The organism is Planotetraspora mira, assembly GCF_016863275.1.
Classification (GTDB): domain Bacteria; phylum Actinomycetota; class Actinomycetes; order Streptosporangiales; family Streptosporangiaceae; genus Planotetraspora; species Planotetraspora mira.
The window spans coordinates 115,785-135,206 of sequence record NZ_BOOO01000034.1; the positions used below are offsets into that span (position 1 = coordinate 115,785).

At 66.0% G+C, this 19,422-nt stretch carries 26 protein-coding genes; 10 read left to right on the top strand and 16 right to left on the bottom strand.

What is annotated here, in order from left to right:
• Nucleotides 1-37: 37 nt before the first annotated feature.
• Entirely contained in the window at nucleotides 38-766 is a 729-nt protein-coding gene (locus Pmi06nite_RS28485; protein WP_203956215.1) for an SDR family NAD(P)-dependent oxidoreductase, read from the bottom strand.
• A gap of 82 nt (nucleotides 767-848) precedes the next feature.
• Between Pmi06nite_RS28485 and Pmi06nite_RS28490 the strand changes: the two genes are divergently transcribed.
• Entirely contained in the window at nucleotides 849-1,829 is a 981-nt protein-coding gene (locus Pmi06nite_RS28490) for an AraC family transcriptional regulator (protein WP_203956216.1), read from the top strand.
• Between the two features lie 214 nt (nucleotides 1,830-2,043).
• Here Pmi06nite_RS28490 and Pmi06nite_RS42140 read toward each other — a convergent pair whose 3' ends face one another.
• The 6 genes from Pmi06nite_RS42140 to Pmi06nite_RS28515 all read right to left on the bottom strand — a co-directional run bounded on the left by Pmi06nite_RS42140 (nucleotide 2,044) and on the right by Pmi06nite_RS28515 (nucleotide 5,759).
• The gene (locus Pmi06nite_RS42140; RefSeq protein ID WP_239114258.1) at nucleotides 2,044-2,613 is read right to left on the bottom strand and encodes an MmcQ/YjbR family DNA-binding protein; all 570 of its coding nucleotides are present in this window, start codon (nucleotides 2,611-2,613) and stop codon (nucleotides 2,044-2,046) included.
• Entirely contained in the window at nucleotides 2,607-2,771 is a 165-nt protein-coding gene (locus Pmi06nite_RS42145) for a hypothetical protein (RefSeq protein WP_239114259.1), read from the bottom strand. Before Pmi06nite_RS42145 ends, Pmi06nite_RS42140 begins: the two co-directional genes overlap by 7 nt.
• A gap of 464 nt (nucleotides 2,772-3,235) precedes the next feature.
• A complete protein-coding gene (locus Pmi06nite_RS28500) occupies nucleotides 3,236-3,883 on the bottom strand; it encodes a nitroreductase family protein (RefSeq protein WP_203956218.1) in 648 nt (215 codons plus the stop codon).
• 60 nt (nucleotides 3,884-3,943) lie between these two features.
• Nucleotides 3,944-4,954, bottom strand: a complete 1,011-nt coding sequence (locus tag Pmi06nite_RS28505) for an isocitrate lyase/PEP mutase family protein (RefSeq protein WP_203956219.1) — start codon at nucleotides 4,952-4,954, stop codon at nucleotides 3,944-3,946.
• Between the two features lie 5 nt (nucleotides 4,955-4,959).
• Nucleotides 4,960-5,148 carry a nuclear transport factor 2-like protein gene (locus tag Pmi06nite_RS28510; protein WP_203956220.1) on the bottom strand — a complete coding sequence of 63 codons (189 nt, stop codon included), beginning with the start codon at nucleotides 5,146-5,148 and terminating at the stop codon, nucleotides 4,960-4,962.
• A gap of 56 nt (nucleotides 5,149-5,204) precedes the next feature.
• Nucleotides 5,205-5,759, bottom strand: a complete 555-nt coding sequence (locus tag Pmi06nite_RS28515; protein ID WP_203956221.1) for a carboxymuconolactone decarboxylase family protein — start codon at nucleotides 5,757-5,759, stop codon at nucleotides 5,205-5,207.
• Between the two features lie 587 nt (nucleotides 5,760-6,346).
• Between Pmi06nite_RS28515 and Pmi06nite_RS28520 the strand changes: the two genes are divergently transcribed.
• Nucleotides 6,347-7,177, top strand: a complete 831-nt coding sequence (locus Pmi06nite_RS28520) for a helix-turn-helix transcriptional regulator (protein WP_203956222.1) — start codon at nucleotides 6,347-6,349, stop codon at nucleotides 7,175-7,177.
• A gap of 153 nt (nucleotides 7,178-7,330) precedes the next feature.
• On the opposite strand, the gene Pmi06nite_RS28525 is transcribed toward Pmi06nite_RS28520, so the two are convergent.
• Complete coding sequence (locus Pmi06nite_RS28525) at nucleotides 7,331-7,519, bottom strand: hypothetical protein (RefSeq protein ID WP_203956223.1); 189 nt, start codon at nucleotides 7,517-7,519, stop codon at nucleotides 7,331-7,333.
• Nucleotides 7,516-7,668, bottom strand: coding sequence for a hypothetical protein (locus tag Pmi06nite_RS28530; protein WP_203956224.1), 153 nt, complete (start codon nucleotides 7,666-7,668; stop codon nucleotides 7,516-7,518). The genes Pmi06nite_RS28525 and Pmi06nite_RS28530 overlap by 4 nt, the downstream gene beginning before the upstream one ends.
• A gap of 338 nt (nucleotides 7,669-8,006) precedes the next feature.
• Here Pmi06nite_RS28530 and Pmi06nite_RS28535 point away from each other — a divergent pair, with 338 nt between their 5' ends.
• The 3 genes from Pmi06nite_RS28535 to Pmi06nite_RS28545 all read left to right on the top strand — a co-directional run bounded on the left by Pmi06nite_RS28535 (nucleotide 8,007) and on the right by Pmi06nite_RS28545 (nucleotide 9,982).
• The gene (locus Pmi06nite_RS28535) at nucleotides 8,007-8,312 is read left to right on the top strand and encodes a DUF427 domain-containing protein (protein WP_203956225.1); all 306 of its coding nucleotides are present in this window, start codon (nucleotides 8,007-8,009) and stop codon (nucleotides 8,310-8,312) included.
• Nucleotides 8,284-8,541 (top strand): isocitrate lyase/phosphoenolpyruvate mutase family protein, encoded by a 258-nt coding sequence (locus Pmi06nite_RS28540; protein ID WP_203956226.1) that lies wholly within the window; start codon nucleotides 8,284-8,286, stop codon nucleotides 8,539-8,541. Before Pmi06nite_RS28535 ends, Pmi06nite_RS28540 begins: the two co-directional genes overlap by 29 nt.
• Nucleotides 8,542-8,686: 145 nt before the next feature.
• Nucleotides 8,687-9,982 carry an MFS transporter gene (locus Pmi06nite_RS28545; RefSeq protein WP_203956227.1) on the top strand — a complete coding sequence of 432 codons (1,296 nt, stop codon included), beginning with the start codon at nucleotides 8,687-8,689 and terminating at the stop codon, nucleotides 9,980-9,982.
• 94 nt (nucleotides 9,983-10,076) lie between these two features.
• Here Pmi06nite_RS28545 and Pmi06nite_RS28550 read toward each other — a convergent pair whose 3' ends face one another.
• From Pmi06nite_RS28550 to Pmi06nite_RS28555, 3 genes are all read right to left on the bottom strand, one after another.
• Nucleotides 10,077-10,865, bottom strand: a complete 789-nt coding sequence (locus Pmi06nite_RS28550; protein WP_203956228.1) for a hypothetical protein — start codon at nucleotides 10,863-10,865, stop codon at nucleotides 10,077-10,079.
• 296 nt (nucleotides 10,866-11,161) lie between these two features.
• Nucleotides 11,162-11,284, bottom strand: coding sequence for a hypothetical protein (locus tag Pmi06nite_RS42695; protein WP_275409608.1), 123 nt, complete (start codon nucleotides 11,282-11,284; stop codon nucleotides 11,162-11,164).
• 125 nt (nucleotides 11,285-11,409) lie between these two features.
• Entirely contained in the window at nucleotides 11,410-12,156 is a 747-nt protein-coding gene (locus Pmi06nite_RS28555; protein WP_203883076.1) for an SDR family oxidoreductase, read from the bottom strand.
• Nucleotides 12,157-12,422: 266 nt separating this feature from the next.
• Between Pmi06nite_RS28555 and Pmi06nite_RS28560 the strand changes: the two genes are divergently transcribed.
• Nucleotides 12,423-12,626, top strand: a complete 204-nt coding sequence (locus Pmi06nite_RS28560) for a hypothetical protein (RefSeq protein ID WP_203956229.1) — start codon at nucleotides 12,423-12,425, stop codon at nucleotides 12,624-12,626.
• A 349-nt stretch (nucleotides 12,627-12,975) separates the two neighbouring features.
• On the opposite strand, the gene Pmi06nite_RS28565 is transcribed toward Pmi06nite_RS28560, so the two are convergent.
• Nucleotides 12,976-13,224 carry a hypothetical protein gene (locus Pmi06nite_RS28565; protein ID WP_203956230.1) on the bottom strand — a complete coding sequence of 83 codons (249 nt, stop codon included), beginning with the start codon at nucleotides 13,222-13,224 and terminating at the stop codon, nucleotides 12,976-12,978.
• Nucleotides 13,225-13,345: 121 nt separating this feature from the next.
• On the opposite strand from Pmi06nite_RS28565, the gene Pmi06nite_RS42700 reads away from it, so the two are divergent.
• Nucleotides 13,346-13,477, top strand: a complete 132-nt coding sequence (locus tag Pmi06nite_RS42700; protein WP_275409609.1) for a hypothetical protein — start codon at nucleotides 13,346-13,348, stop codon at nucleotides 13,475-13,477.
• 3 nt (nucleotides 13,478-13,480) lie between these two features.
• Nucleotides 13,481-13,621: a hypothetical protein gene (locus Pmi06nite_RS28570; protein WP_203956231.1), complete on the top strand. Its 141-nt coding sequence runs from the start codon at nucleotides 13,481-13,483 to the stop codon at nucleotides 13,619-13,621.
• Nucleotides 13,622-13,705: 84 nt separating this feature from the next.
• On the opposite strand, the gene Pmi06nite_RS28575 is transcribed toward Pmi06nite_RS28570, so the two are convergent.
• Nucleotides 13,706-14,314, bottom strand: a complete 609-nt coding sequence (locus Pmi06nite_RS28575; RefSeq protein ID WP_203956232.1) for a DUF305 domain-containing protein — start codon at nucleotides 14,312-14,314, stop codon at nucleotides 13,706-13,708.
• Between the two features lie 331 nt (nucleotides 14,315-14,645).
• On the opposite strand from Pmi06nite_RS28575, the gene Pmi06nite_RS28580 reads away from it, so the two are divergent.
• Nucleotides 14,646-16,361, top strand: a complete 1,716-nt coding sequence (locus tag Pmi06nite_RS28580; RefSeq protein WP_203956233.1) for an LVIVD repeat-containing protein — start codon at nucleotides 14,646-14,648, stop codon at nucleotides 16,359-16,361.
• 417 nt (nucleotides 16,362-16,778) lie between these two features.
• Here Pmi06nite_RS28580 and Pmi06nite_RS28585 read toward each other — a convergent pair whose 3' ends face one another.
• The gene (locus Pmi06nite_RS28585) at nucleotides 16,779-16,964 is read right to left on the bottom strand and encodes a site-specific integrase (RefSeq protein WP_203956234.1); all 186 of its coding nucleotides are present in this window, start codon (nucleotides 16,962-16,964) and stop codon (nucleotides 16,779-16,781) included.
• A 196-nt stretch (nucleotides 16,965-17,160) separates the two neighbouring features.
• Between Pmi06nite_RS28585 and Pmi06nite_RS28590 the strand changes: the two genes are divergently transcribed.
• Nucleotides 17,161-18,231: a glycosyl hydrolase family 18 protein gene (locus Pmi06nite_RS28590; RefSeq protein ID WP_203956235.1), complete on the top strand. Its 1,071-nt coding sequence runs from the start codon at nucleotides 17,161-17,163 to the stop codon at nucleotides 18,229-18,231.
• A 109-nt stretch (nucleotides 18,232-18,340) separates the two neighbouring features.
• Here Pmi06nite_RS28590 and Pmi06nite_RS28595 read toward each other — a convergent pair whose 3' ends face one another.
• A complete protein-coding gene (locus Pmi06nite_RS28595; protein ID WP_203956236.1) occupies nucleotides 18,341-19,366 on the bottom strand; it encodes a M36 family metallopeptidase in 1,026 nt (341 codons plus the stop codon).
• Nucleotides 19,367-19,422: the final 56 nt, after the last annotated feature.

Sequence of the window (19,422 nt, forward strand, 5' to 3'; positions counted from 1 at the left end):
GTCACGACGACTCGTGGCAGCCGGATGTCGTTCGGTGTTATCCGTCCAGGAGGCCGGCGGGAACGATGGTTTCATGCCGATTCCGCTTGGCGTGCATGTCCCAGAGGATGTCGGCCAGCTCGCCGGGGTCGGCGGCAGCCATGTCGGGCATGGGTTCGCCCTGGGCCCGGCGCCGCTCGTAATCCGCCTCGAAGGGGGTGCCCACGATGCGGGCGCCGATGTAGAGCATGCCGACGTAGACGCCCTTGCCGGCGACCTCGGCCGCGAGCGACTGAAGGTAGTTCCGCTGTGCGGCCAGGGCCACGGGCCAGCCACTCATGTTCGGCCGGCCCCGGACGGCGGCGGCCCCCTGGGCACTGAGGATGGCGCCGTCTCTCCGTTCGACCATGGCGGGCAGGAACTCCCGAACCAGGGCCAGGAGCGTGTGCAATGTGATCGGCATACGGTCCTGAACCTGCTCCGGGGTGAGGTCGGCGGCGGGAACGAATGCCAGGTTCGAGGGCACCGGGCCGTAGTAGAGGGCCGTGGGGTCCCCGACGCTCTCGCGGATCCGGTCGGCGAGCGCCGGGACGGCGTCGGTCTGGTCGAGGTCGGCGGTGATCACATGGGCGGTGATGCCCTCGGCGGACAGATCCTGGGCGAGCAGATCCAGGGGTGCCTGGCGGCGGGCGACCAGGACGGCGTCGTACCCTTCCCTTCCGTATCGGCGGGCGACGGCCTGGCCGACACCCGGACCGGTTCCGAACACTGCGATGGATTTCGTCATGCCGTCCAGCCAACCCCATCGGCGCTCAGACGATCCATGGGAGAACATCCGAAATGCCTTTGCGAACGTCTAAGGTGAGTGTGTGGACGTGCTGACAGACCTACTGCACCGAGCCCGCGCGCAGAACGCCCTGGTCAGGCAGCTGATCCAGCGGCCACCGTGGGGGATGACGTACGCAGACGCGCCGCCGCTCACGGTCGCGGCCACACTCGGCGGCCATGCCACGATCCGGCTCGGGGATCTCGCTCCCACGCGTCTTGCCGCAGGTGACATCGCCCTTATTACTGCCCCTTGCGGGTACACGATCGCGGACGACCCGGCAACCGCACCCCAATTCGTGATCCGCGACGGACGCAAGTACCTCCCCACCGGCGCACCGGCGGACCCACACCCGATGTCGGCCCCCCGCACGTACGGTGCCGGCCTATCCGGAGCCACCGTCATGCTTCGTGGCGTGTACGAGCTGCATGGCGACGTGGCTTCCCGGCTACTGGACCTGCTTCCGCCGCTGGCGGTCGTGCCCGCGGGGCCACGCACCCAGACGACCCTCGATCTGCTCTCCGCCGAGGCCGCCCGCGACGAGCCGGGCCAGGACGCGGTCCTCGCCCGGCTTTTGGATCTGGTCCTTGTGATCGCGCTGCGGGCCTGGTGCACCAGGCCGGAGGCGACGCCGCCCGCTTGGTACCGGGCGCTGACCGACCCGGCGATCGGCGAGGCGCTGCGCTTCCTACACGAGGATCCCACCCACAGGTGGACGGTCGCCTCGCTGGCCGCCAAGGTCGGCATGTCCCGCGCCGCCTTCGCCCAGCGCTTCGCCGCCCTGGTCGGCCAGCCGCCGCTCGCCTATCTCACCGACTGGCGCATGACCCTCGCCGCCGACCTGCTCCGCGACACCCGGCAGACCGTCGCCACCGTGGCCCGCCAGGTCGGCTACCAGGACCCGTTCGCGTTCAGCGTGGCGTTCAAACGCGCCCGCGGACGCACGCCCTCGGCCTGGCGCGGCTCCTCCTGGCCGGCCTTACGGTCAGCGGGCACTGCTCGCCCTCGCGCGACGGGGGGTTGATCACGTGTTGCAGCAGCCGCCCGTACTCCGGTTCTGCCTTGAGGGTGACGATGCGTCCGTCCGGGTCGTCCGTGACGATCAGGAAGACCTTGCCCGGGACCTTGTAGACGTCCAGCTGCTGTGAACGGACGCCCGTGGCTGACCCCGGGCAGCGCCAGTGCCGTGTCGCGCGCTCTGTCCTCGAGCTTCTTGCCGCTGATGGGCATGACGAAGGTCAGGCGCGTCGGCCGTAGGTGCGCGGATCCACGGGCTGCTCGGTCTTGGGAAGCCCGCCGACCACGAGACGGTAGGAGTCGATCACGAGCTCCTTCACTAGCTTCTCGTCGATGGTGCCCCCGCCTTCCACCGTGATCCAGTGCCTCTTGTTCATGTGATAGCCGGGGGTAATGTCTGCGTACCGCTCACGCAGGGCTGCGGCGTCGTCCGGATCAGCTTTCAGGATCACGACGGGGCGCCCCGGCATGTCGGTCATGAGCATGAAGACCTTGCCGCGCACCTTGTAGAGCTCCCAGTCGGGGCCGAAACGACGCTCCAGGTCGGCGCCGGGCAGTTCCACGGTGCAGTCGCCCGCGATCTTCTGCAGCTCCTGTCCGTCCAAGGTGATCAACTCCTCTATCGATTCGAGTGCCCTGACCGCCCGGCCAAGGCCCAAGGTGGCGTCTCCCGCGTGGCCGCCACGAACGGCGGCGCCCGCACGCCGGCAACAGTGACGGAAGCGTCTGATCGCGGCGAAGCTCGTCGGACCGGCCACCACCGCGGCCTGCACCAGTGCCAGGATCACCACCAGCGAATGACGCCGCCCCGCCGATCCCGCGGATCGGTGATCTGCGCCCACACCTGCCGAAGATCGGCTTCCGGGCCCTGGGCCACAGGGCCGTCCTGCTCGGCCAGGACAGTGGCGACGGCCGAGACGGCCGCGGGCATGACAGACTGCAACGACAACGAGGCTCCAGCGAACGAGATGATCTTCGACAATCACACGTTCTGTGGGGCCTTGCTGCACGTAAGGGCCGCGACCCCCCTCCGCGATCACTCTGTGACCCAATCCCCGCGTCTCACCATCCGAGAACGCCGTCAGCCCTGGGGCCTCACTCTGCGGCCCACTTTCCCGAGACCTGGACGCCAACTCGACGTCGCGGCTGGTGTTACGGGGAGAGGGAAGACAGTCCTCTCGCATCGGACAGTGCAGGTCGAGAACCCGATGTCGGGCGACCGCGGACGGCGCTGGGCATCCTGGCCACCAACGATTTGGGGAGCCGACCGGCGACCCGCGACCGACATCGCGCGGGCCGTGATGACCGGCGGCGCCTGCCGCCGGGCTGGTTGTCCGGGGTGGGCCGACATCGAGGACCGAGGTGTCCGCGGTCCTCGTACTTTGGCCACAGTCGTTCCGATGCCGGGGATGTTTAGGCGAAGGTGAACAGCTGGTCGGCTTCGAAGCGCGAAATCGGGGTGGTGTACACCTTCGCGGGGTCAGGGTAGCCGAGGGCCAGCAGCACTGTCGTGGTGTGGCCGGTCTCGCGGATCTTGAAGGCCTTGTCGACACTGGTCGGGTCGAACCCTTCGAGCGGCATGGCTTCGACGTCGAGCTCAGCAGCCGCCATCATGGTCAGACCCATAGCCAGGTAGGTCTGCTTTTCCATCCAGTGGTTCAGGTCCTTGTAGCCGTAGTTGCGCAGGTTGAGGAAGTCGCGGGTCATGAACTCCCACAGCTCGTGCTTTGCCGGGTCGGGGAACCGCCCGTCGACCCTCTCCTTGTCGAACACCTCTTCGATGTGGCTCTCGGGTAGATCTGCCCGGGTGGTGAGGATAATGGTGTGTGAGGCGTTCAGGATCTTCTCGCTGTTGTCCTGGAATCGTTCGCCCAGGTTGGCCGCCAGCCGCTCCTTGCCTTCGGGCGTGGCGAGGACGTAGAAGTGGTTGGCCTGTACGTTCGTCGACGACGGCGTCGAGCGCAGGAACCTCAGCAGCTGCTGAAGTGTCTCCTCCGGGATGGTCTTGCTGGCGTCGAAGTACCTGGTGAGGTGCTTGTTCATGAGCTTGTCGAGATCCATGTCAACCTGCCTTCTTCTTGCGATCAGTGGGTGAGGAGCCGGTGAATCGTGGGGTTCGGGCTAGTTCGTGGTGCGGGCGAGCAGTTCGTTGATGCGGTCGAAGCTCGTACCACCTGTCGTCGCCGAGGCGAGGTCGCCCGCGACGAGCGCCTTCGTGGCTTGTTCGAGTGCGCCCATCGCTTGGGTGTAGAGCAATGGGCCCAAGCTGATGCGCTTGACCCCGGCCTTCTGCAGTTCGGCCACGGTCAGCACCTTGTCCGACGGTGACACGAGGACGTTGACCGGTGTCGGCGCGACCGCGGTGACGATCGCGACGAGGGCGTCGAGGTCGGGTGGGAATGGGGCGTAGAGCACATCCGCGCCGACCTCAGCGAAGGCCGTCAGACGCCGGATGGTGTCGTCGAGATCGGGCCGCCCCTGGATGAAGTTGTCGGTGCGGCCGGTGACGACGATGCGCCCCTTGGCCGCGTCGACGGCGCTACGTATGCGATTGACTGCCTCGTCGAAGTCGCGGATCGGTTGATCGGGATTGCCCGAGGTGTCCTCGACCCCGATACCGGCCAAGCCAGACTCGACGGCGGCCTCAACGGTCGCGGCGACGTCTTCAAGCGTGTCGCCGTAACCGTCCTCGAAGTCTCCGTTGACGGGCAGCCCGGTGAGTCGGCCGAGCAGTCGTGCATGCTCGAGATGCTCGTCGCGGGTGACTTCGTGACGTCCGTCGGACCGGCCGAGCGTGGCGGCGAGCGCCGCCGACGATGTCGCGATCGCCTCGAAGCCGGCATCGGCCAGCATCAACGCCGAGAGGCCGTCCCAGGCGTTCGGCATGACGAGGCCACCGTCGCGGGTGTGCAGCGCCATGAATTTCTCATAGAGTTCGGAGCCCGGCATGTCGAGCCTTTCCTGAATGATCGTTGAGTCGGTGAGGGGTTTGCGGCTGGGTGCGCGGACCGCGTCCAGGTTCCGGCGATCAACCGGTTGGTGGGGTGTTGTTGGCGGCTGCGTGGAGCTTCTTAAGCCGACCCGGCCCCAACAGACGAGATGACGCGCGATGAGTCCGTCGATGATGTCCATGCGCTCTACGAGGTGGGTCTGTTCGCCCGTCGGTGTCTGGCGCGGATCGACTCGCGGCCCTGGACCACTCCAGACCCCATGTCTCCCGACAAAAGCACGGCGGTGGGTGTTTCGATGACGCCGTCGGCCGCGTAGAGGTCGGCGATCTTGCCCGCGTCCTGGGCCAGCACGGCTTCGTGCCAGGCGCGGAACACATGCTCGATCGGGCTCTCGCTCGCCGCGTCGGGCGCCGTCGGCTCCGGGTGCGGGTTTACTGGGCCACGACCGTATCGACCGAGCCGATGGCGGGGATGTCGAGGTCGGTCTGGTTGACGTTGTTGATGAAGTTGGTGAGCAGGAACTGCACTGCCAACGCGACGATCGCCAGGATCTGCGGGTCGGTGTACCCGGCGCCTCGCACACCCGCGAGCTCGGCGTCGCTGACCTGCCCGCGGCTGTCGACCACCCGTTGCGCGAAGCGAGCGGCCGCGGCGCGCTTGGGATCGACCGAGCTCCCGACGCGGCCGAGCTCGATGTCGTCGCCTGACATGCCGCTGAATTTGGTCGCGACGTGGGTGTGTATCGCCAGGCAGTAACTGCAGCCGTTGGCTTGCGACACGGCCAGCGCGATGCTGTGCCGGGTCTTCGCGTCCAGAACTCGGCTCAAGGTGCTTTGCAGAGTCGTGACGACCTCGAGAACGGTCGGGTTCGACGCGATGATCTTGAACATATTCGGGACGAAGCCGAGCTGCGTACCAACGTTGTCGAGTATCCGCTGCGCGCCGGCGGGCACATCCTCTGGGGCGGGAACGTTCAGTCGTGACACAGCGAATCGACCTCCGGTCGCGGTGTGAGTAGTCGTCGTCGAGCCCAAGTCGGGCTCTTAGTGCTTCAGAGTTCCGCCGCAGGCCTTACCTGCGCTGGCCGCAACCTCGCCGGTGGCGTCGGTTGCGCCAGGCGCCCGGTGACGTGCATTGCGAGGGGTGACTCGGTCGCGCCGTGTTCCGGATCTCTTCACAACGGGAACCGTGCAAGAAGGACTATATAGTCCAAAAGCTAGGGTTACAACCACTTGTCGTAACGAAAGCCCCAGCCGCACGGGGCGACGCCATCCGGATCCCCGGCGTGCATCCCGGATGCCGAGTGGCTCAGGAACAGCCATCTGGGAGTTCCTCTTCGGGTGGCCGCCGTCCCTCTACTGATCGGGCATCACCTGCGGCCGCAGAGCTGCCCGGTGGCCGGTCGTCATCCCGGTTTCGGCGCATGGCGCTGGCAGACCGCACGGAATCTCCAGGGCTGCTCGCGCCTGGTCGTGCAGTCGCTAGCACGAGGAGATTTGGACGCTTTCGTCCATCCAATCTATGCTCGTCCAAGTTTGTCGAGTCTGGATGTCAAGAGAACTTGGAGTTACTTATGGGGGGCATTGGTGAATTCCTCCGCGCTCGGCGCCAGGTCACGGCCCCTGACCAGGTGGGGCTGACGGGCGTTGGCGACCGCCGCCGGACGCCTGGGTTACGCCGCGATGAGGTGGCCAAGCTGGCCGGCGTCAGCCTCGACTACTACACCCGGCTGGAGCAGGGAAGAGACCGCAACCCGTCAGATCAAGTGCTCGACGCTTTGGCCCACGCCCTCCAGCTCGACCCGGAGGCTGCCGAGCATCTACACAAACTCGCCCACGCCCGGGAGACCAGGCGCAGGTCCGTCGATCGAGGTGGGCAGGTCACACCTAGCATGCTTCGACTCCTGGAGGACTGGGATCACGCGCCGGCCTACGTGATCAACCATCGGTTGGATGTGCTGGCCAAGAACCGGCGGGCGGCTGCTCTCTTCGCGGGGCTGAGATACAGCGACAACATCATGCGCCTGACCCTTCTCGACCCTGCGGCGCGCGATTTCTACCTGGACTGGGAGAAGGAGGCTTGTGCGATGGTGGCCCACCTGCGTGCCGTGGCGGGGTTGGACTGCGACGATCCTTCTCTTCTTGAACTGGTCGAGGAGTTATCGCGGGGAAGCGAAGAGTTTCGTCAGATGTGGGCTCGCTATGAAGTCCGGGCCAGGACCCATGAGTCGGTTGGCATGCGTCACCGCGAAGTCGGTGACGTGTTCGTCTCCTTTGAAGCCCTCACCATCGACAGTGCCCCTGGCCAAAAGCTCATCGTCTTCCAGGCCGAGCCCGGCAGCCCGTCCGAGGAGGCTCTGGCCACGCTGGATCAAACGCAATCAGCACCGCCTAAGGGGTTCTAACCGATCCTGGAGGCGGGGTGCTTTACGAGGTCGAGCCTAGGGGATTCGAACGCCCGACTTCCGGCTTGCAATGCAACGGCAATACACGTTCGACATGGCATGGAACCGTCACTTGAGCTTGTTGCGCTTTGACGGACACCGTTGGTGTGGTGGTCATTCGCGCGAGTGGCGGTGAACGTCGCTGATGCGCTCACTCAGCTCCCTGTCCCGGACAGCGCGCGGTCCAGGCGTTGGATTGCGGCGTGCGTAGAAGGCGGCACGGGAGACTTCCAGCAGTTCACACGCCCGTTTGACGTTGTGGCCGCCCTGCTTCTCCGCCTCGATGAACGGGTGCACGCTCACCGGGTCTCCTTCGCGAAGAAAGCCGTGGCCCGCTTGAGGATGTCGACGTCCTCGCGCAGCCGGCGGTTCTCCCGCCGCAACGCGGCCAGCTCTACCCGCTCGCTGCTGGCCCGAGTGGCCCGGACACCACGGGGCACGTGGCTCGACATCTCGGGCTCCAGCTCGTGGTTGTTTCTGCCAACCCCAGGTCCCGCCTAACCGCGACCGCCGGATGGCCAACGCGATGAGGTCACTCCTCATCCGTCCGGCTGCGCGTTCTCAAGACACGGGTAAGAAGGAGAGCCCTTCCCGATACCAACGTCTAGTTGAACGCGCAAGCTGACTCTGACTGCACCAACTCGAGCGCCCGGCTACGGCCCGTCGCCTCCGCCGGTGGTCTCGACTTGGAGAGGCCATCGAGGAGTGCGGGGTGGGTGCTTCCTGGTGCCCACGCGGCCAGTCGCGAGGTCGAATGCGGCCAGCCAAAGGATCGATGAGGGGAAACGGAATGAAGGCAGTGGTTGGGGAGACCGTCGTGGCCGAGGCTGCGAACGAGGCGGTAGTCAGGATGGAGGGGAATGCCTACTTCCCGCCGGACTCAGTTGTGACCGGCGTGCTCCTCGACAGCCCAACGCCCTACACCTGCCCCTGGAAGGGGAGGGCGCAGTATCACGACGTCCTGATCGGCGAGATGGTGCTCAGGGACGGGGCTTGGTCCTACCCGGACATAAACGAGTCGGCGGCGGTCCGTGTTGGCCGCGACTTCAGTGGCTATGTCGCTTTCGATGGGCGCCAGGTTCGGATCGAGATCTGACCGAGCTGTCGCCCCCAAGCCGGTCAACGTCCTAGTCAGCCCTCGGGATACGGCTACCCTCGCGGAACTGCAGACGATCGGTGTCCGCCGGATCAGCCTCGGGGTCGACCCCTACACGCACGCCCTCGCGGCCACACAGGCGGCCGCGGCGAAGCTTGCGAAGGGAGACCTGACGGCACTCGCATCAAATCTCAACTTCGGCCACATCATCGACCTCATCGAGGGCTAACACGGCCGCGCAGTCGCGCACTGGGCTCATGGAGCTAGATCGCAACGTGGGCTGTGTTGACTGCCCGCGTGACTCGCGCAGATACACCCCGGGGTGCTTACAGAGCAGAGCCCGGTCAGGAGCATGCCATGAGTGAAGAGAACACATGATCGAAAACGAAGAGGCGACGCCGACACACCACGCACCGCAGGTGCGCCTGGTCACGGGATCGTCGTGCAGCGCGGCCGTCCCGACCCAGCCTGCAGCCGCCCGCGCTGTCGCCACTGCTGCGGAGCCCGGTAGCAGGCGGGGCTGGGCGTCCGTCGGCGCGGTCGCGCTCGGCGCGTTCGTCATCGTCATGACGGAGACGCTGCCAGTGGGGCTGCTGCCGCAGATCACCGACGGACTGCATGTCTCGCTCAGCCTCGCGGGGCTGATGGTGCTCGTGCCGGGTTTCAGCGCCGCGGTGTCGGCGCCGCTGTTCTTCCGCAGCTCCGGCCGCTTCAACCGGCGCTCGGTCATCCTCGTCCTGGGTCTAACGGTGCTGGTGTCGAACGCGGTCGTCGCGGTGGCGCCGAACTTCGTCCTGGTGCTGATCGCCCGTATGCTCTTCGGCGCCACCCTCGGAGCCTTCTGGACCGTGGTCTCACCGGTCGGACCCAAGCTGGTGGGCCCGGCCGGCGGCACTCGCGCCATCACCATCATCGCGGCCGGTATTTCGGGTGGGACGGTGGTGGGGCTGCCTGCGGGACAGTTCCTCGGCGACCTCGTCGGCTGGCGTCTCACTTTCGCCATTGCGGCGGCGGCGACACTGCTTGTCGTGGTTGTGCAGGCGGTCGTCCTGCCGGGTATTCCGCCGGACGGGCGTACGCACCTGCGTGATCTTTTGGGAGTCGTGACGCGGCGGGCCGCCCGGTTTGGGATGGCAGCGGGCGCGATGGTGTTCATCGGACAGTTCGCCGCCTGGACCTATGTCACCCCGTTCCTGATGGACCACACGCATCTGTCCAGCGGCGTGATCTCCCTGCTGTACGTCATCTACGGCTGTGGTGGCATTGTCGGCTCACTCATCGCCGGATCGCTGTTCAAGCGCGGAGTGATCGGCAGCTTCGCCGGGGCGGCGGCGGTGGTGGCCGCATTGCTCATCGGGCTGGCGAGCGTGGGCACCTTACTCTGGCTGGCTGGCCTGTTGCTCGTGCTGTGGGGTTTGTTCTGGGGAATCGTGAACCCGGGAACGCTGGTCTGGATACTCGACGCGGCCCCAGAAACCCCAGAGGCCGCGTCGGCGGTGAATGTGACGAACCTTCAGATAGCCGTGGCGGCAGGGTCTGGCCTCGGCGCGATCCTTGTTTCGTCGACAACCTTGCAGACGGTGTTCCTCACAGCGGGCTTCATCGTCCTTGCCTCCGCCGTGCTCGCCGCGGTGGCGGCGCGGTTCGTAACACTCGCCCGGAGGGAATGAGGAGACCGAAGCGAGGCAGGGAGTGGCCGGGCGCTCAGAGCCCCGGGCGCACTCGGCGCTCTTGGGAGCGACAGTGATCGGGCTCGCTGAGACTTCACGCCCTCCCACAGGGGGTTGCCGAGCAGGGCGTCGAAGCCCGCGTCGGGCCGCCTTCGGCCGTAGGTGTTGAAGAAGACCTCGGGAAACTCGATCTCCCAGTGGAACGGGCGGATGTGTTCCCGGATCGCCGCCGACGCGGTTCGGTAGAGGTCGGAAGGTCATGACCACGATTCAGCACGTTGCGGAACACCGCCCAGCGCTGGCCAATCCCCCGTAGCGGGGACGTCCGCTTTCCGGTACGGCTAACAAGATCAGAGCGGTCGAAGATCAGCCTATTCTCGAAGAAGGGCGCGATCCACCAGTCCACCAAGGCTTGAAGCCGGGTGAAGTCGTCCCCGGCGAGTAAGCGAGCGAAGCGCTGTTCCTTCGCCCTGATCTGGAGGCGGTCATCGGAGGGGTTGATCAACCAGAGCTCGTCGCAGGTCAGGCTCGGGCAGGTCGAACAGGGATGCTGCTCGTCGATGACGTGGTCCGTCGTCTTGGTTCTTTCTCCTTGCGCCCGGGGTGGAGGCACCTCCCAGGTGTCGATGCTCGCCCCGATGACGGCGTTGCCGCAACGCAGATGCGAGTCCAGGAAGGACAGCGGCTTGCCGGCTGCCGCCGTCGCCAGCCACAGCGAGACCTTCGCCAGCTCGACCGCCATCGGGTTGAGGTCGACGTCATAGATGCACCGTTCGGCGATCAGCCGCCGGCACGCGGCACGCTGCGCGTCGTCGAGTTTGTAGTCGAGCAGTTCGCCCTCCCGGGCCCGCGCATCACCATAGGCTTCGGTGAGCCGGTGCACCGCCGGCACCAAAAAGGCCCCGACCCCATGGCCGGATCGCAGATCCGCAGGTCGAGGATCTGCTCGGAGGTGGCGTTCTCGGTGAGCGGGCGCAGCGTCTCCCCGACGACGAAGTGGGTGGGTCCATCGCCGAGAGCTGCCGTGGCGCACGTGTGTCAGGCGGGCTGTCGCACCGCCGTCCCAAGATTGTTGTCGATCAGGTACCGCCAGAGTCCATCCGCGCCGCGGTGCGCGGTATCGCCTGCCGACCCTTCGAGGTGCACGTGCTTACCGTCGGGACCTGTGCCATCAATTGACTAGTCCAGCATGATCTGGGCGATATCGCCGGCACCGAACACATGGCGCGCCTTGGCCTCCAGCGGCAGGCCGAGGCTGATATCGCGCTCGAGTTCGGTAGCGATCTCGGTGCGATCAGTCACGGTTCGCTCCTCGGGCTCCGGCTCCTGATGTGCTGGCCGGGTTTGTCGAATCCCGGTTTGGTCACTGCGAAGTCCGTGGCACCGGGCACGGACAGAAGTGTGTCCGTCGATTGCCGATAGTTCGGTCAGACGGCCAATCCGGCCCCGCCGGACACCACGATCTCTTGCCCGGTGATGTACGCGGCTCCGTCCGAAGCCAGGAACGCGACGGTCTCGGCGATGTCCTCAGGCATGCCGACGCGACCGAACGGGTTCTTTGCCGCCATAGCGGCCAGCATCGCGGCGACCTCATCGGATCCCATGCCGGGTGTGGTCCGCATCATGGGGGTGTCGGTGAATCCCGGGCTGACGGCGTTGACTCGGATGCGGCGTGGGGCGAGCTCCAGGGCCAGCGTTGGGATCATGGTCAGCAGTGCGCCTCGTGACCCGGCTGTGACACTGTTGCCGGGCAGGGCGCGCGTCGCTCCGATACCCGCGGTGACAATGATCGAAGCGCCGTCAGACAGCAGTGGGAGCGTTTTTACCAGAGTGAAGAACTGTCCTTTGGTGTTGACGGCGAACACGTCGTCGAAGGTGGCTTCGTCGCAGGCGTCCAGCGCCATGGGACGGCTGATGCCGGCGTTCAGGAACAGCGTTGTCAGAGTCCCGAATCGTTCGCTGACTTCGGATACCACCCGGTCAGTGTCAGCAAGCGAGCGCGCGTCAGCACGCAATACCAGGACGTCCTCGGGTAGTTCCTCGCGTGCCCGGGCGACGCTTTCCGGACGTTGTCCGGTGACCGCGACCCGGTAACCACGACTATGCAGAACCTCCGCAGTCGCCTTCCCGATCCCGCTGGTGCCACCGGTGATCAGAGCTGCACGTGCCGACATGGTGATCACTCCACATTAGTTATTGCAGTGAATGTCATCGCTGTAGACCGTAATGACACTCAGGACATGACAAGGCCGCATCGATTCCCGTTCAGCGAGAAGGAGTCTCGTGACAAGGGCGGCAATCCCCGACACAGCCGCGCCGGTGATTAGCGAAGCCCTCGCGACACAGTGCTGGCTTGGAACGTTTGGCTGATTGCGCGTGCGGTCGCCAGGACCGCGGGCATCGCGGTGACCTCCGATGCGGCGTTAGGCACTACGTGGCGGTGATCGTCGACGCCACGCTGAAGAGTGGGTCCATCGCCGAGAGCTTCCGTGGCGCACGTGTGTCAGGCGGGCTGTCGCACCGCCGTCCCAAGATTGTTGTCGATCAGGTACCGCCAGAGTCCATCCGCGCCGCGGTGCGCGATATCGCCTGCCGACCCTTCGAGGTGCACGTGCTTACCGTCGGGACCTGTGCCATCAATTGACTAGTCCAGCACGATCTGGGCGATATCCCGTCTTTCGCGATGAACGCGGCCTCCGGGTCGTACAAGGTCATCATCGCGCTGACTTGCCGGAGTTAAATCACTCAAGCAGCGACGCGGCAATGCCTTCGGGTTCAGTAGGGTCTCCTGTTCGTGTTGGTTGAGCAGTCGACGCTACCAGTGCCAGGCGCGGGAGGACACCCCCTTTTGGGACTTTTTCGTCCATGACTTCTCATCTGGTCCTGTTGTCTGGTCGGCTGGCCACGCAAGGTGTCCCTAGCAGCTGACCTCGAAGAATCGTGCCGTTCGTCGTTCGCGTGTAGCTGCCGAGGGCACGACTTGCTTGAGCGGCCTACCACTCCTGGATTAACAAGTGAACTATTTCGACCAGTATTGTGGATGGCTGCACAAGGGTGCTGCGTGCGGCGATGAGCGCATGGACGATGGAGGGGGCGCGGGCGGCGGTCTTGGTCGCGACGGCGGCCAGTTGCAGGCCATCTCGGAGTTTTCTCAGCGTGATGGCCTGGTAGCTCATCAACGCCGTGATGCTGCTCGCCAGGTTGGGATCGCCGGCCGAGTGCGCGGCTCGAAGGCCGGTCAAGTACCAGCGCTGGGCCTTGCCGTCGTCGCCTGCTTCCTGTGCCGTTCAGCCGGACGTCTGTGCGAGCTGGCCAAGGTTCTGGCCGACCACGACCGGCGCTCCGCTCCTAGGGTGGGTGACCATGGTCAACGGAACCGTGGAGCCGGGTTTCGAGCAGGTACGGGACGTTTTCGCCGATGTGCCGTGCTACCCGGGCATGACCACTTCCTTCGGCCGGGAGGCCGTCCTGGAAGCGCGCCAGCTCAGGGCCTAATGAATGGCTGTCGACGAGCCATCGAGAGGTGTAGTGGTCGAGAACAGTGCAGGCGGCATCGAAGTAGATCAGGACGACAGGCCGGATGACTTCGACCCGATGGTGATCCCGGTGATAGGCCTCGTTTCGGTAGTCGATGCCTGAACCGGATACGGCGCGGGGTCCCGGTATGAGCCGGGACCCCGCGTTTCCACGTCAGCCGCTCATGGGAATGACCCGTTGTCCCGTTTATCCCCCCATCGGGGCGAGCAGTTTCTGCATCCGGTCGATCTCGATGCGCTGGTCGGCGTCGACATGGCCGGCGAACTGGTCGATTTCCGGTTCCTGGCCTCCCTTGTCGGCATAGAGCTGCTCCACCATCTGCAGCGCGCCCATGTGGTGCTGAATCATGTACCGGTAAAACAGCCGGTCGAATGTCGCGCCGTTGGCGTTCTGCAGTTCGGCCATCTGCTCCTCGGTGAGCATTCCTGGCATCAGATCGCCGCTCTGGTGGTCGTGGCCGGAATCCACGCTGGGCACCTGCTGGAGCCGCGCCCGAAGCCAGCGCACCATCAGCCCGATCTCATCCTGCTGCGAGACCTCGATTCGCTTGGCGAGTCGCGGGAGGTCCTTGCTCGCGCTACGGCCCGCGACCAGAGCGGTCATCCGCAACGCCTGGGAGTGGTGTCGGATCATGCCTTGCATGAATCGCACGTCGGCGTCGGTGTACTCGCGTCCGTCGGAGCGCGGCACCTCGTCGGCGGGAAGTACCTTGCTGGTCTGTCCTGGCGCTCCCGGCTGAACGACGGTCGCTTTCGGGCCTTCGGCCGTACACGCGGTGAGCGTGGCAGCGATCAACAGGGGCGGAAGGAACCACTGGAACAGTTTCGATGACTTCATGGTCTGCGCTTGCTTCCGAACGTGCTGGGGGCCGGGCTAAACCGGAGAATGTGACACCTATAGCACATTTACCGAAAATTCAGTTACTGTCTCCCCAGCATCGCGTAGATCTTGCCGGATTGGCTGGACATAAGACATCCAGTGGTTAAGTCACGCGGCGCGTAGTCATGCCAGAAAGACCCAGAAAAGGAGGGTGCGACCGATGCATATCGGCCGTACGGCACATTGGGGACGTGCTTGGTTACGCAAACTCAGTGTCATCGCCGCGGGAACGGTCCTGGTGGGACTCATGCCCGCGACGGCGATGGCGGATGACGCCGATCCACGAATCGGACTGGGCGCCGGGTGGCTCGACGCTCAGCAGGCCGCCAGCGGGCTGGAGCTCCTGGCCCACCAGGATCGGCCCGAGGGCTTCTACCAGCCCTCCAACCCGGGCAACCTGTCGTACGCCAACTCCGACATGGCGTTCAGCGGCAAGTACGCGTTCGTGGGCAACTTCAACGGCTTCAACATCTACGACATCTCCGCACCCTCGAACCCGGTTCTTACCACGTCCGTGGTGTGCCCCGGCGGCCAAGGCGACATGTCCGTGTACGGCAACCTCCTTTTCATGTCGGTGGAGGAGACCCGAGGACGGCTGGACTGCGGCACCCAGGGCGCGAGTGGCACGGTCAACCCGGACCGCTTCCGCGGCGTCCGCGTCTTCGACGTGAGCGACATCACCAAGCCGGTCCAGGTGGCCGCCGTGCAGACCTGTCGCGGGTCCCACACACACACTCTCGTCACCAGCAAGAACGACCCGGAGAACGTCTACGTCTACGTCTCCGGTACGGCCGGTGTCCGCTCGGGCGCCGAACTGGCCGGCTGCGCGAACACGGCGGCGACCGACCCGAACACGTCCCTGTGGCGGATCGACATCATCCGGGTGCCGCTGGCCGCCCCGCAGAACGCCTCGATCGTGAACCAGCCCCGCTTGTTCGCGGACCCGGAGACCGGGGCGCTCGACGGCCTGCAGAACAACCCGGCCACTCCTCAGCACCCGTCCGGCTCGAACTGGTCGCCCCGGCCGGTCACCAACCACTGCCACGACATCACCGCGTACTCCGAGATCGGCCTGGCCGCGGCCGCCTGCGCGGGTAACGGGCTCCTGCTGGACATCTCCGACCCGGCCAATCCCGTCCGGCTCGACGAGGTCTCGGACCCGAACTTCGCGTACTGGCACTCGGCCACGCTGAACAACGACGGAACGAAGGTCATCTTCACCGACGAGTGGGGCGGCGGCACCGGGGCGCGTTGCCGGACCACCGACGAGCCTTCGTGGGGCGCGGACGCGATCTACGACATCGTGGACGGCAAGCTCAAGTTCGCCAGCTACTACAAGCTCCCGGTCGCGCAGACGACGCAGGAGAACTGTGTGGCGCACAACGGCTCGCTCATCCCCGTACCCGGACGGGACATCATGGTCCAGGCCTGGTACCAGGGCGGCGTCTCGGCGTTCGACTTCACCGACTCCGCACACCCGCGCGAGATCGCGTTCTTCGACCGCGGTCCGATCAACGCGAGTGCCCTGGTCACCGGCGGCTTCTGGTCCGCGTACTACTACAACGGCCATATCTACGGCAGCGAGATCGCCCGCGGGTTCGACGCGTTCGCGCTGACCCCGAGCGAGCACCTGGACCAGGCGGAGATCGACGCCGCAGCGACGGTCGGCTTCGACAGGTTCAACGCGCAGCACCAGCCCAAGCTGAGCTGGCCGGCGAGCTTCGAGCTTGTGCGGGCCTACTACGCGCAGGCACTGCGCACTGGCACCCTGAAAGCCAACACGGCCGCGAACGTTCGCAAGTTCGTCGACCGGGCGGAGCGGTTCAACGACGGGCCGCAGAAGAAGGCCGCCGTGGCGCAGCTTCGCGCCGTCTCCCACCAGCTCGACACCTCCGTCAGCGCGCAAGCCGCGCTGGCGAAGTCGCTGAACGACCTCGCCGACGCGCTCGACCGTACGGCATAGCGGACGAGAGGGGGCGCCCCGCCCGGGGCGTCCCCTCAACTCCGTCGTGCGATCAGTCGCCGGCGGTTCAGCGTCGGCGATGGCGACGACTGGCAGTGATGATGTGGATGAGCGCCTCCCGGCAGGGTTTGACCCAACGACTGACAGTGAGGTCGGGAGACGGCGCTCTCGGTGATGTCCCGCCGGGCCTGCTCTTGATCTGAGTGACTATTTGGGTGACAACGGCGGCGGACACCCGCAGATCGAGACGAACATCCGTGGATGGTTGGCGCAGGTCAAGGGCGCTTTCGGCCCATGTGGGCGATCTGGCCAGGACGCTTCACACCGAAGAGGTCACTGGTTCGATCCCAGTATCGCCCACGCAGGTCAGAGGCCATTTGCGGCAACGCAGGTGGCCTTTTTCGATCTTCCGAGTGACTATTGCTCCGAGTCGTCCAGGGGGAAGATCCGGTCCATGGCCTGGGCACCTTCGAGCATCACGGGCCGGAGCTGCTTGCGATAGACGGTCTCCGTGACCATCGTGTTGCCGTGGCCCACGAGCCGGGAGATGTGCTCCAGGGAAACGCCGTCGTCGGACGGTAGCGAGACGAAGCTGTGCCGCATCTCCCGAGGCGTCCAGTCGTCCGCGGGTTGACGTCCGCCTTCTTGAGGTCGGTGCGGAAGGCCCGCCGCACGTTGCCCGCGTCGAGCTCGGTGCCGGACAAACCTTGTGCACCACGTGCTTGCTTCCCTTTTGGTGAGGGACCGCCGCGCCCGCAACAGCTAACCTTCTTTACAATTCCTTTCACGGGAGGTTGGCATGCGCCGTCTGGCCGCTCTTGTCTGCTTACTCGTCCCCCTCCTCATCGCGGTCCCTGCCAGGGCCGCGGCCACCCCGATGCAGGTCTACGGGTCATGGCACTGCGGCAACGACGCCTGCATCTGGGGCGCCGTCCGTGATGTGAGCGAGTTCGACCAGAAGAACCACTGGCTCATCGACCGAGGCGACGGCCGTCCCTCGGTCAACGTCGTAGTGCTCAGTTTCGTCCACCCGGTGAAGCTGCTGCACAAGACGACCGACGCCCAGACCCTCGACGGGGTTCCACGCGGCATGACCGCCGACATCGTGAACTACTTCAAGAGCCGCGGCATCCGGGTCATGCTGTCCATCGGCGGCATCACCTACACCGACGCGTGGAACGCGGCCTTGGCGGAGAACGCGGCCCAGTTCGGCCGCAACGCCGCCGAGGTGGCCCAGCGGCTCGGCGTCGGCATCGAGATCGACTACGAGGAGAACAGCGGCGCCGACCTCGCGGGCCTGCAGTCCTTCATCGACGCCTACCGTGCCGTCCTGCCGTACGACGCCACGGGAGCCAACCACGCGGCGCGCCTGACCATCGACCTGGCCGCAGGCGATCGATGGCTGATCGACATCGGCAGAAAGGCGACGGCGGACTGGCTGCGCACCACCGCGCCGGTCCTGGACTACGCCAACGCGATGGTTCCCGCCCGCCAGCCGAGTGCTTCCGCCGCGATCGCCAACTGGCAGGAGCACCTGGACGGCAAGCCGACCTACGCCCCGCCGATCCCGCCGCTGGCTCCCGCCAAGTTCACCGGCAGCCTCTACATCGCCGAGGGGAACAAGGTCCTTCCCGAGTGCACCGCCTTCGGTGCGTCGCTGCAGAACACCACCGGTACCTTCGTCCAGACGGCCGCGCCGAACGGCGCGGGAACGAGCTCGGGACTGCTCGGCTACATGTTCTGGGCGGCGGAGCGGCCCTCCACCCGCGGCGTGACCACCCTGCCGCCCAACACGTGTGAGGGCGGCGTGGGCGGCGGCGCGACGGCTTACTCCATTCCGATTCCGATGCCCGCCCTGCGGCAGAGTTGAGCGCGCGCCGGGGGCCGCCGTGCACCGGCGGCCCCCGGCGATCCGGCATCACCGCGGGCGGAGGGCCGGAGGAGTTCAGAATCGGCGCAGGTTCAGGATCGGCGCAGCTTCAGAGCAGGCCGCGGGAGGTGAACGCGGCACGCACCACGCCGGCCGCCGTGGCGCCACCGTGCCGCTGAGCGGCGGCGACGGTGGCCTCGGCCGCCGCGTGGAAGGTGATGTCCTTGGTGAAGTCGAACTGCGCGTCGATGATGATCGTGCTTGCCGAACGGTCGCCCAGCTTGGTGCGGATCTCGTACAACGCCGAGGACCAGATCTCACCGTCGGCGTGCACCTCGCCGACCACGTCCTCGGGGTAGTGCTTGGTGCCGTCCAAGCGGCGCAGGCAATGCGGGACGCCAGAAGTGTAGGAGACGGAGTCCCAGTCGGCGACGCACGCCTCGGGGGTCTTAGTCGGCGTGCCGGCCTTCCAGCTGGTCACGGCGACGGCGAGATAGTCGCCGAAGGCCTCGCCGATCGAACCTGACTCCAGGGTGGTCCCGAAGCCGGTGACCTGACCGTCCTGCACCGAGTGGCCGTACTCGTGGACGATCACTTCTCCGTCCTCGCCGTCGTCCACGCCGCCCTTGCCGAGGGTGATGTTGGCCTTGTCGTCCCTGAAGAAGGAGTTGTCCCCGCCGTACTGGTTGATCCGCAGCTCGATCCGGCGCTGGTTGACCGGACGCAGCCGGGACCCGAAGCCCAGTGACTGGATGTACTGCTGCGCGGTGGTGACCCAGTAGTAGCCCATCACCTGCTCGAATTGGTCACTGTCCCGGTGCCAGGCGGGGAAGGCCCCGTTCACGACCCGGGCGGCCTTGCCGGTCTCGCTCTTGACCGTGACGTAGCGCCCCGTGAGGGTGCCCGAACCGTCCAGGTCGGTAAGTGCGACTGTGCGGTAGGCCCCGGCGAAGGCGGCGCCGTCGCGGTCCTTGTCATCGGTGAGAGATTCGTCGCCGGTGCTCTGGACGGGGTTGGGGGAGAAGACGGTGGCAGTGGGATCGGCGGCGGCCTGGGCCGCGCTCGGAGTGAGTAGCCCGGTCGCACAGGCGAGAGCAAGGCAGGCGACAGGAATACGGCGTCGGGGGGCGTTCACCGAAGAATCCTCCTTGAATCAGGAACAATCATGGCGAATCTACGGCCGACACGATT

Excerpts from the sequence above, each read along its gene's own strand:
- Pmi06nite_RS28485 (WP_203956215.1), bottom strand. The coding sequence starts at position 766 with ATGACGAAATCCATCGCAGTGTTCGGAACCGGTCCGGGTGTCGGCCAG.
- Pmi06nite_RS28500 (WP_203956218.1), bottom strand. The coding sequence starts at position 3,883 with ATGGATCTCGACAAGCTCATGAACAAGCACCTCACCAGGTACTTCGAC.
- Pmi06nite_RS28505 (WP_203956219.1), bottom strand. The coding sequence starts at position 4,954 with ATGGACATCATCGACGGACTCATCGCGCGTCATCTCGTCTGTTGGGGC.
- Pmi06nite_RS28520 (WP_203956222.1), top strand. The coding sequence starts at position 6,347 with ATGGGGGGCATTGGTGAATTCCTCCGCGCTCGGCGCCAGGTCACGGCC.
- Pmi06nite_RS28530 (WP_203956224.1), bottom strand. The coding sequence starts at position 7,668 with ATGTCGAGCCACGTGCCCCGTGGTGTCCGGGCCACTCGGGCCAGCAGC.
- Pmi06nite_RS28535 (WP_203956225.1), top strand. The coding sequence starts at position 8,007 with ATGAAGGCAGTGGTTGGGGAGACCGTCGTGGCCGAGGCTGCGAACGAG.
- Pmi06nite_RS28540 (WP_203956226.1), top strand. The coding sequence starts at position 8,284 with ATGGGCGCCAGGTTCGGATCGAGATCTGACCGAGCTGTCGCCCCCAAG.
- Pmi06nite_RS28545 (WP_203956227.1), top strand. The coding sequence starts at position 8,687 with ATGATCGAAAACGAAGAGGCGACGCCGACACACCACGCACCGCAGGTG.
- Pmi06nite_RS28555 (WP_203883076.1), bottom strand. The coding sequence starts at position 12,156 with ATGTCGGCACGTGCAGCTCTGATCACCGGTGGCACCAGCGGGATCGGG.
- Pmi06nite_RS42700 (WP_275409609.1), top strand. The coding sequence starts at position 13,346 with ATGGTCAACGGAACCGTGGAGCCGGGTTTCGAGCAGGTACGGGACGTT.
- Pmi06nite_RS28570 (WP_203956231.1), top strand. The coding sequence starts at position 13,481 with ATGGCTGTCGACGAGCCATCGAGAGGTGTAGTGGTCGAGAACAGTGCA.
- Pmi06nite_RS28580 (WP_203956233.1), top strand. The coding sequence starts at position 14,646 with ATGCCCGCGACGGCGATGGCGGATGACGCCGATCCACGAATCGGACTG.
- Pmi06nite_RS28585 (WP_203956234.1), bottom strand. The coding sequence starts at position 16,964 with ATGCGGCACAGCTTCGTCTCGCTACCGTCCGACGACGGCGTTTCCCTG.
- Pmi06nite_RS28590 (WP_203956235.1), top strand. The coding sequence starts at position 17,161 with ATGCGCCGTCTGGCCGCTCTTGTCTGCTTACTCGTCCCCCTCCTCATC.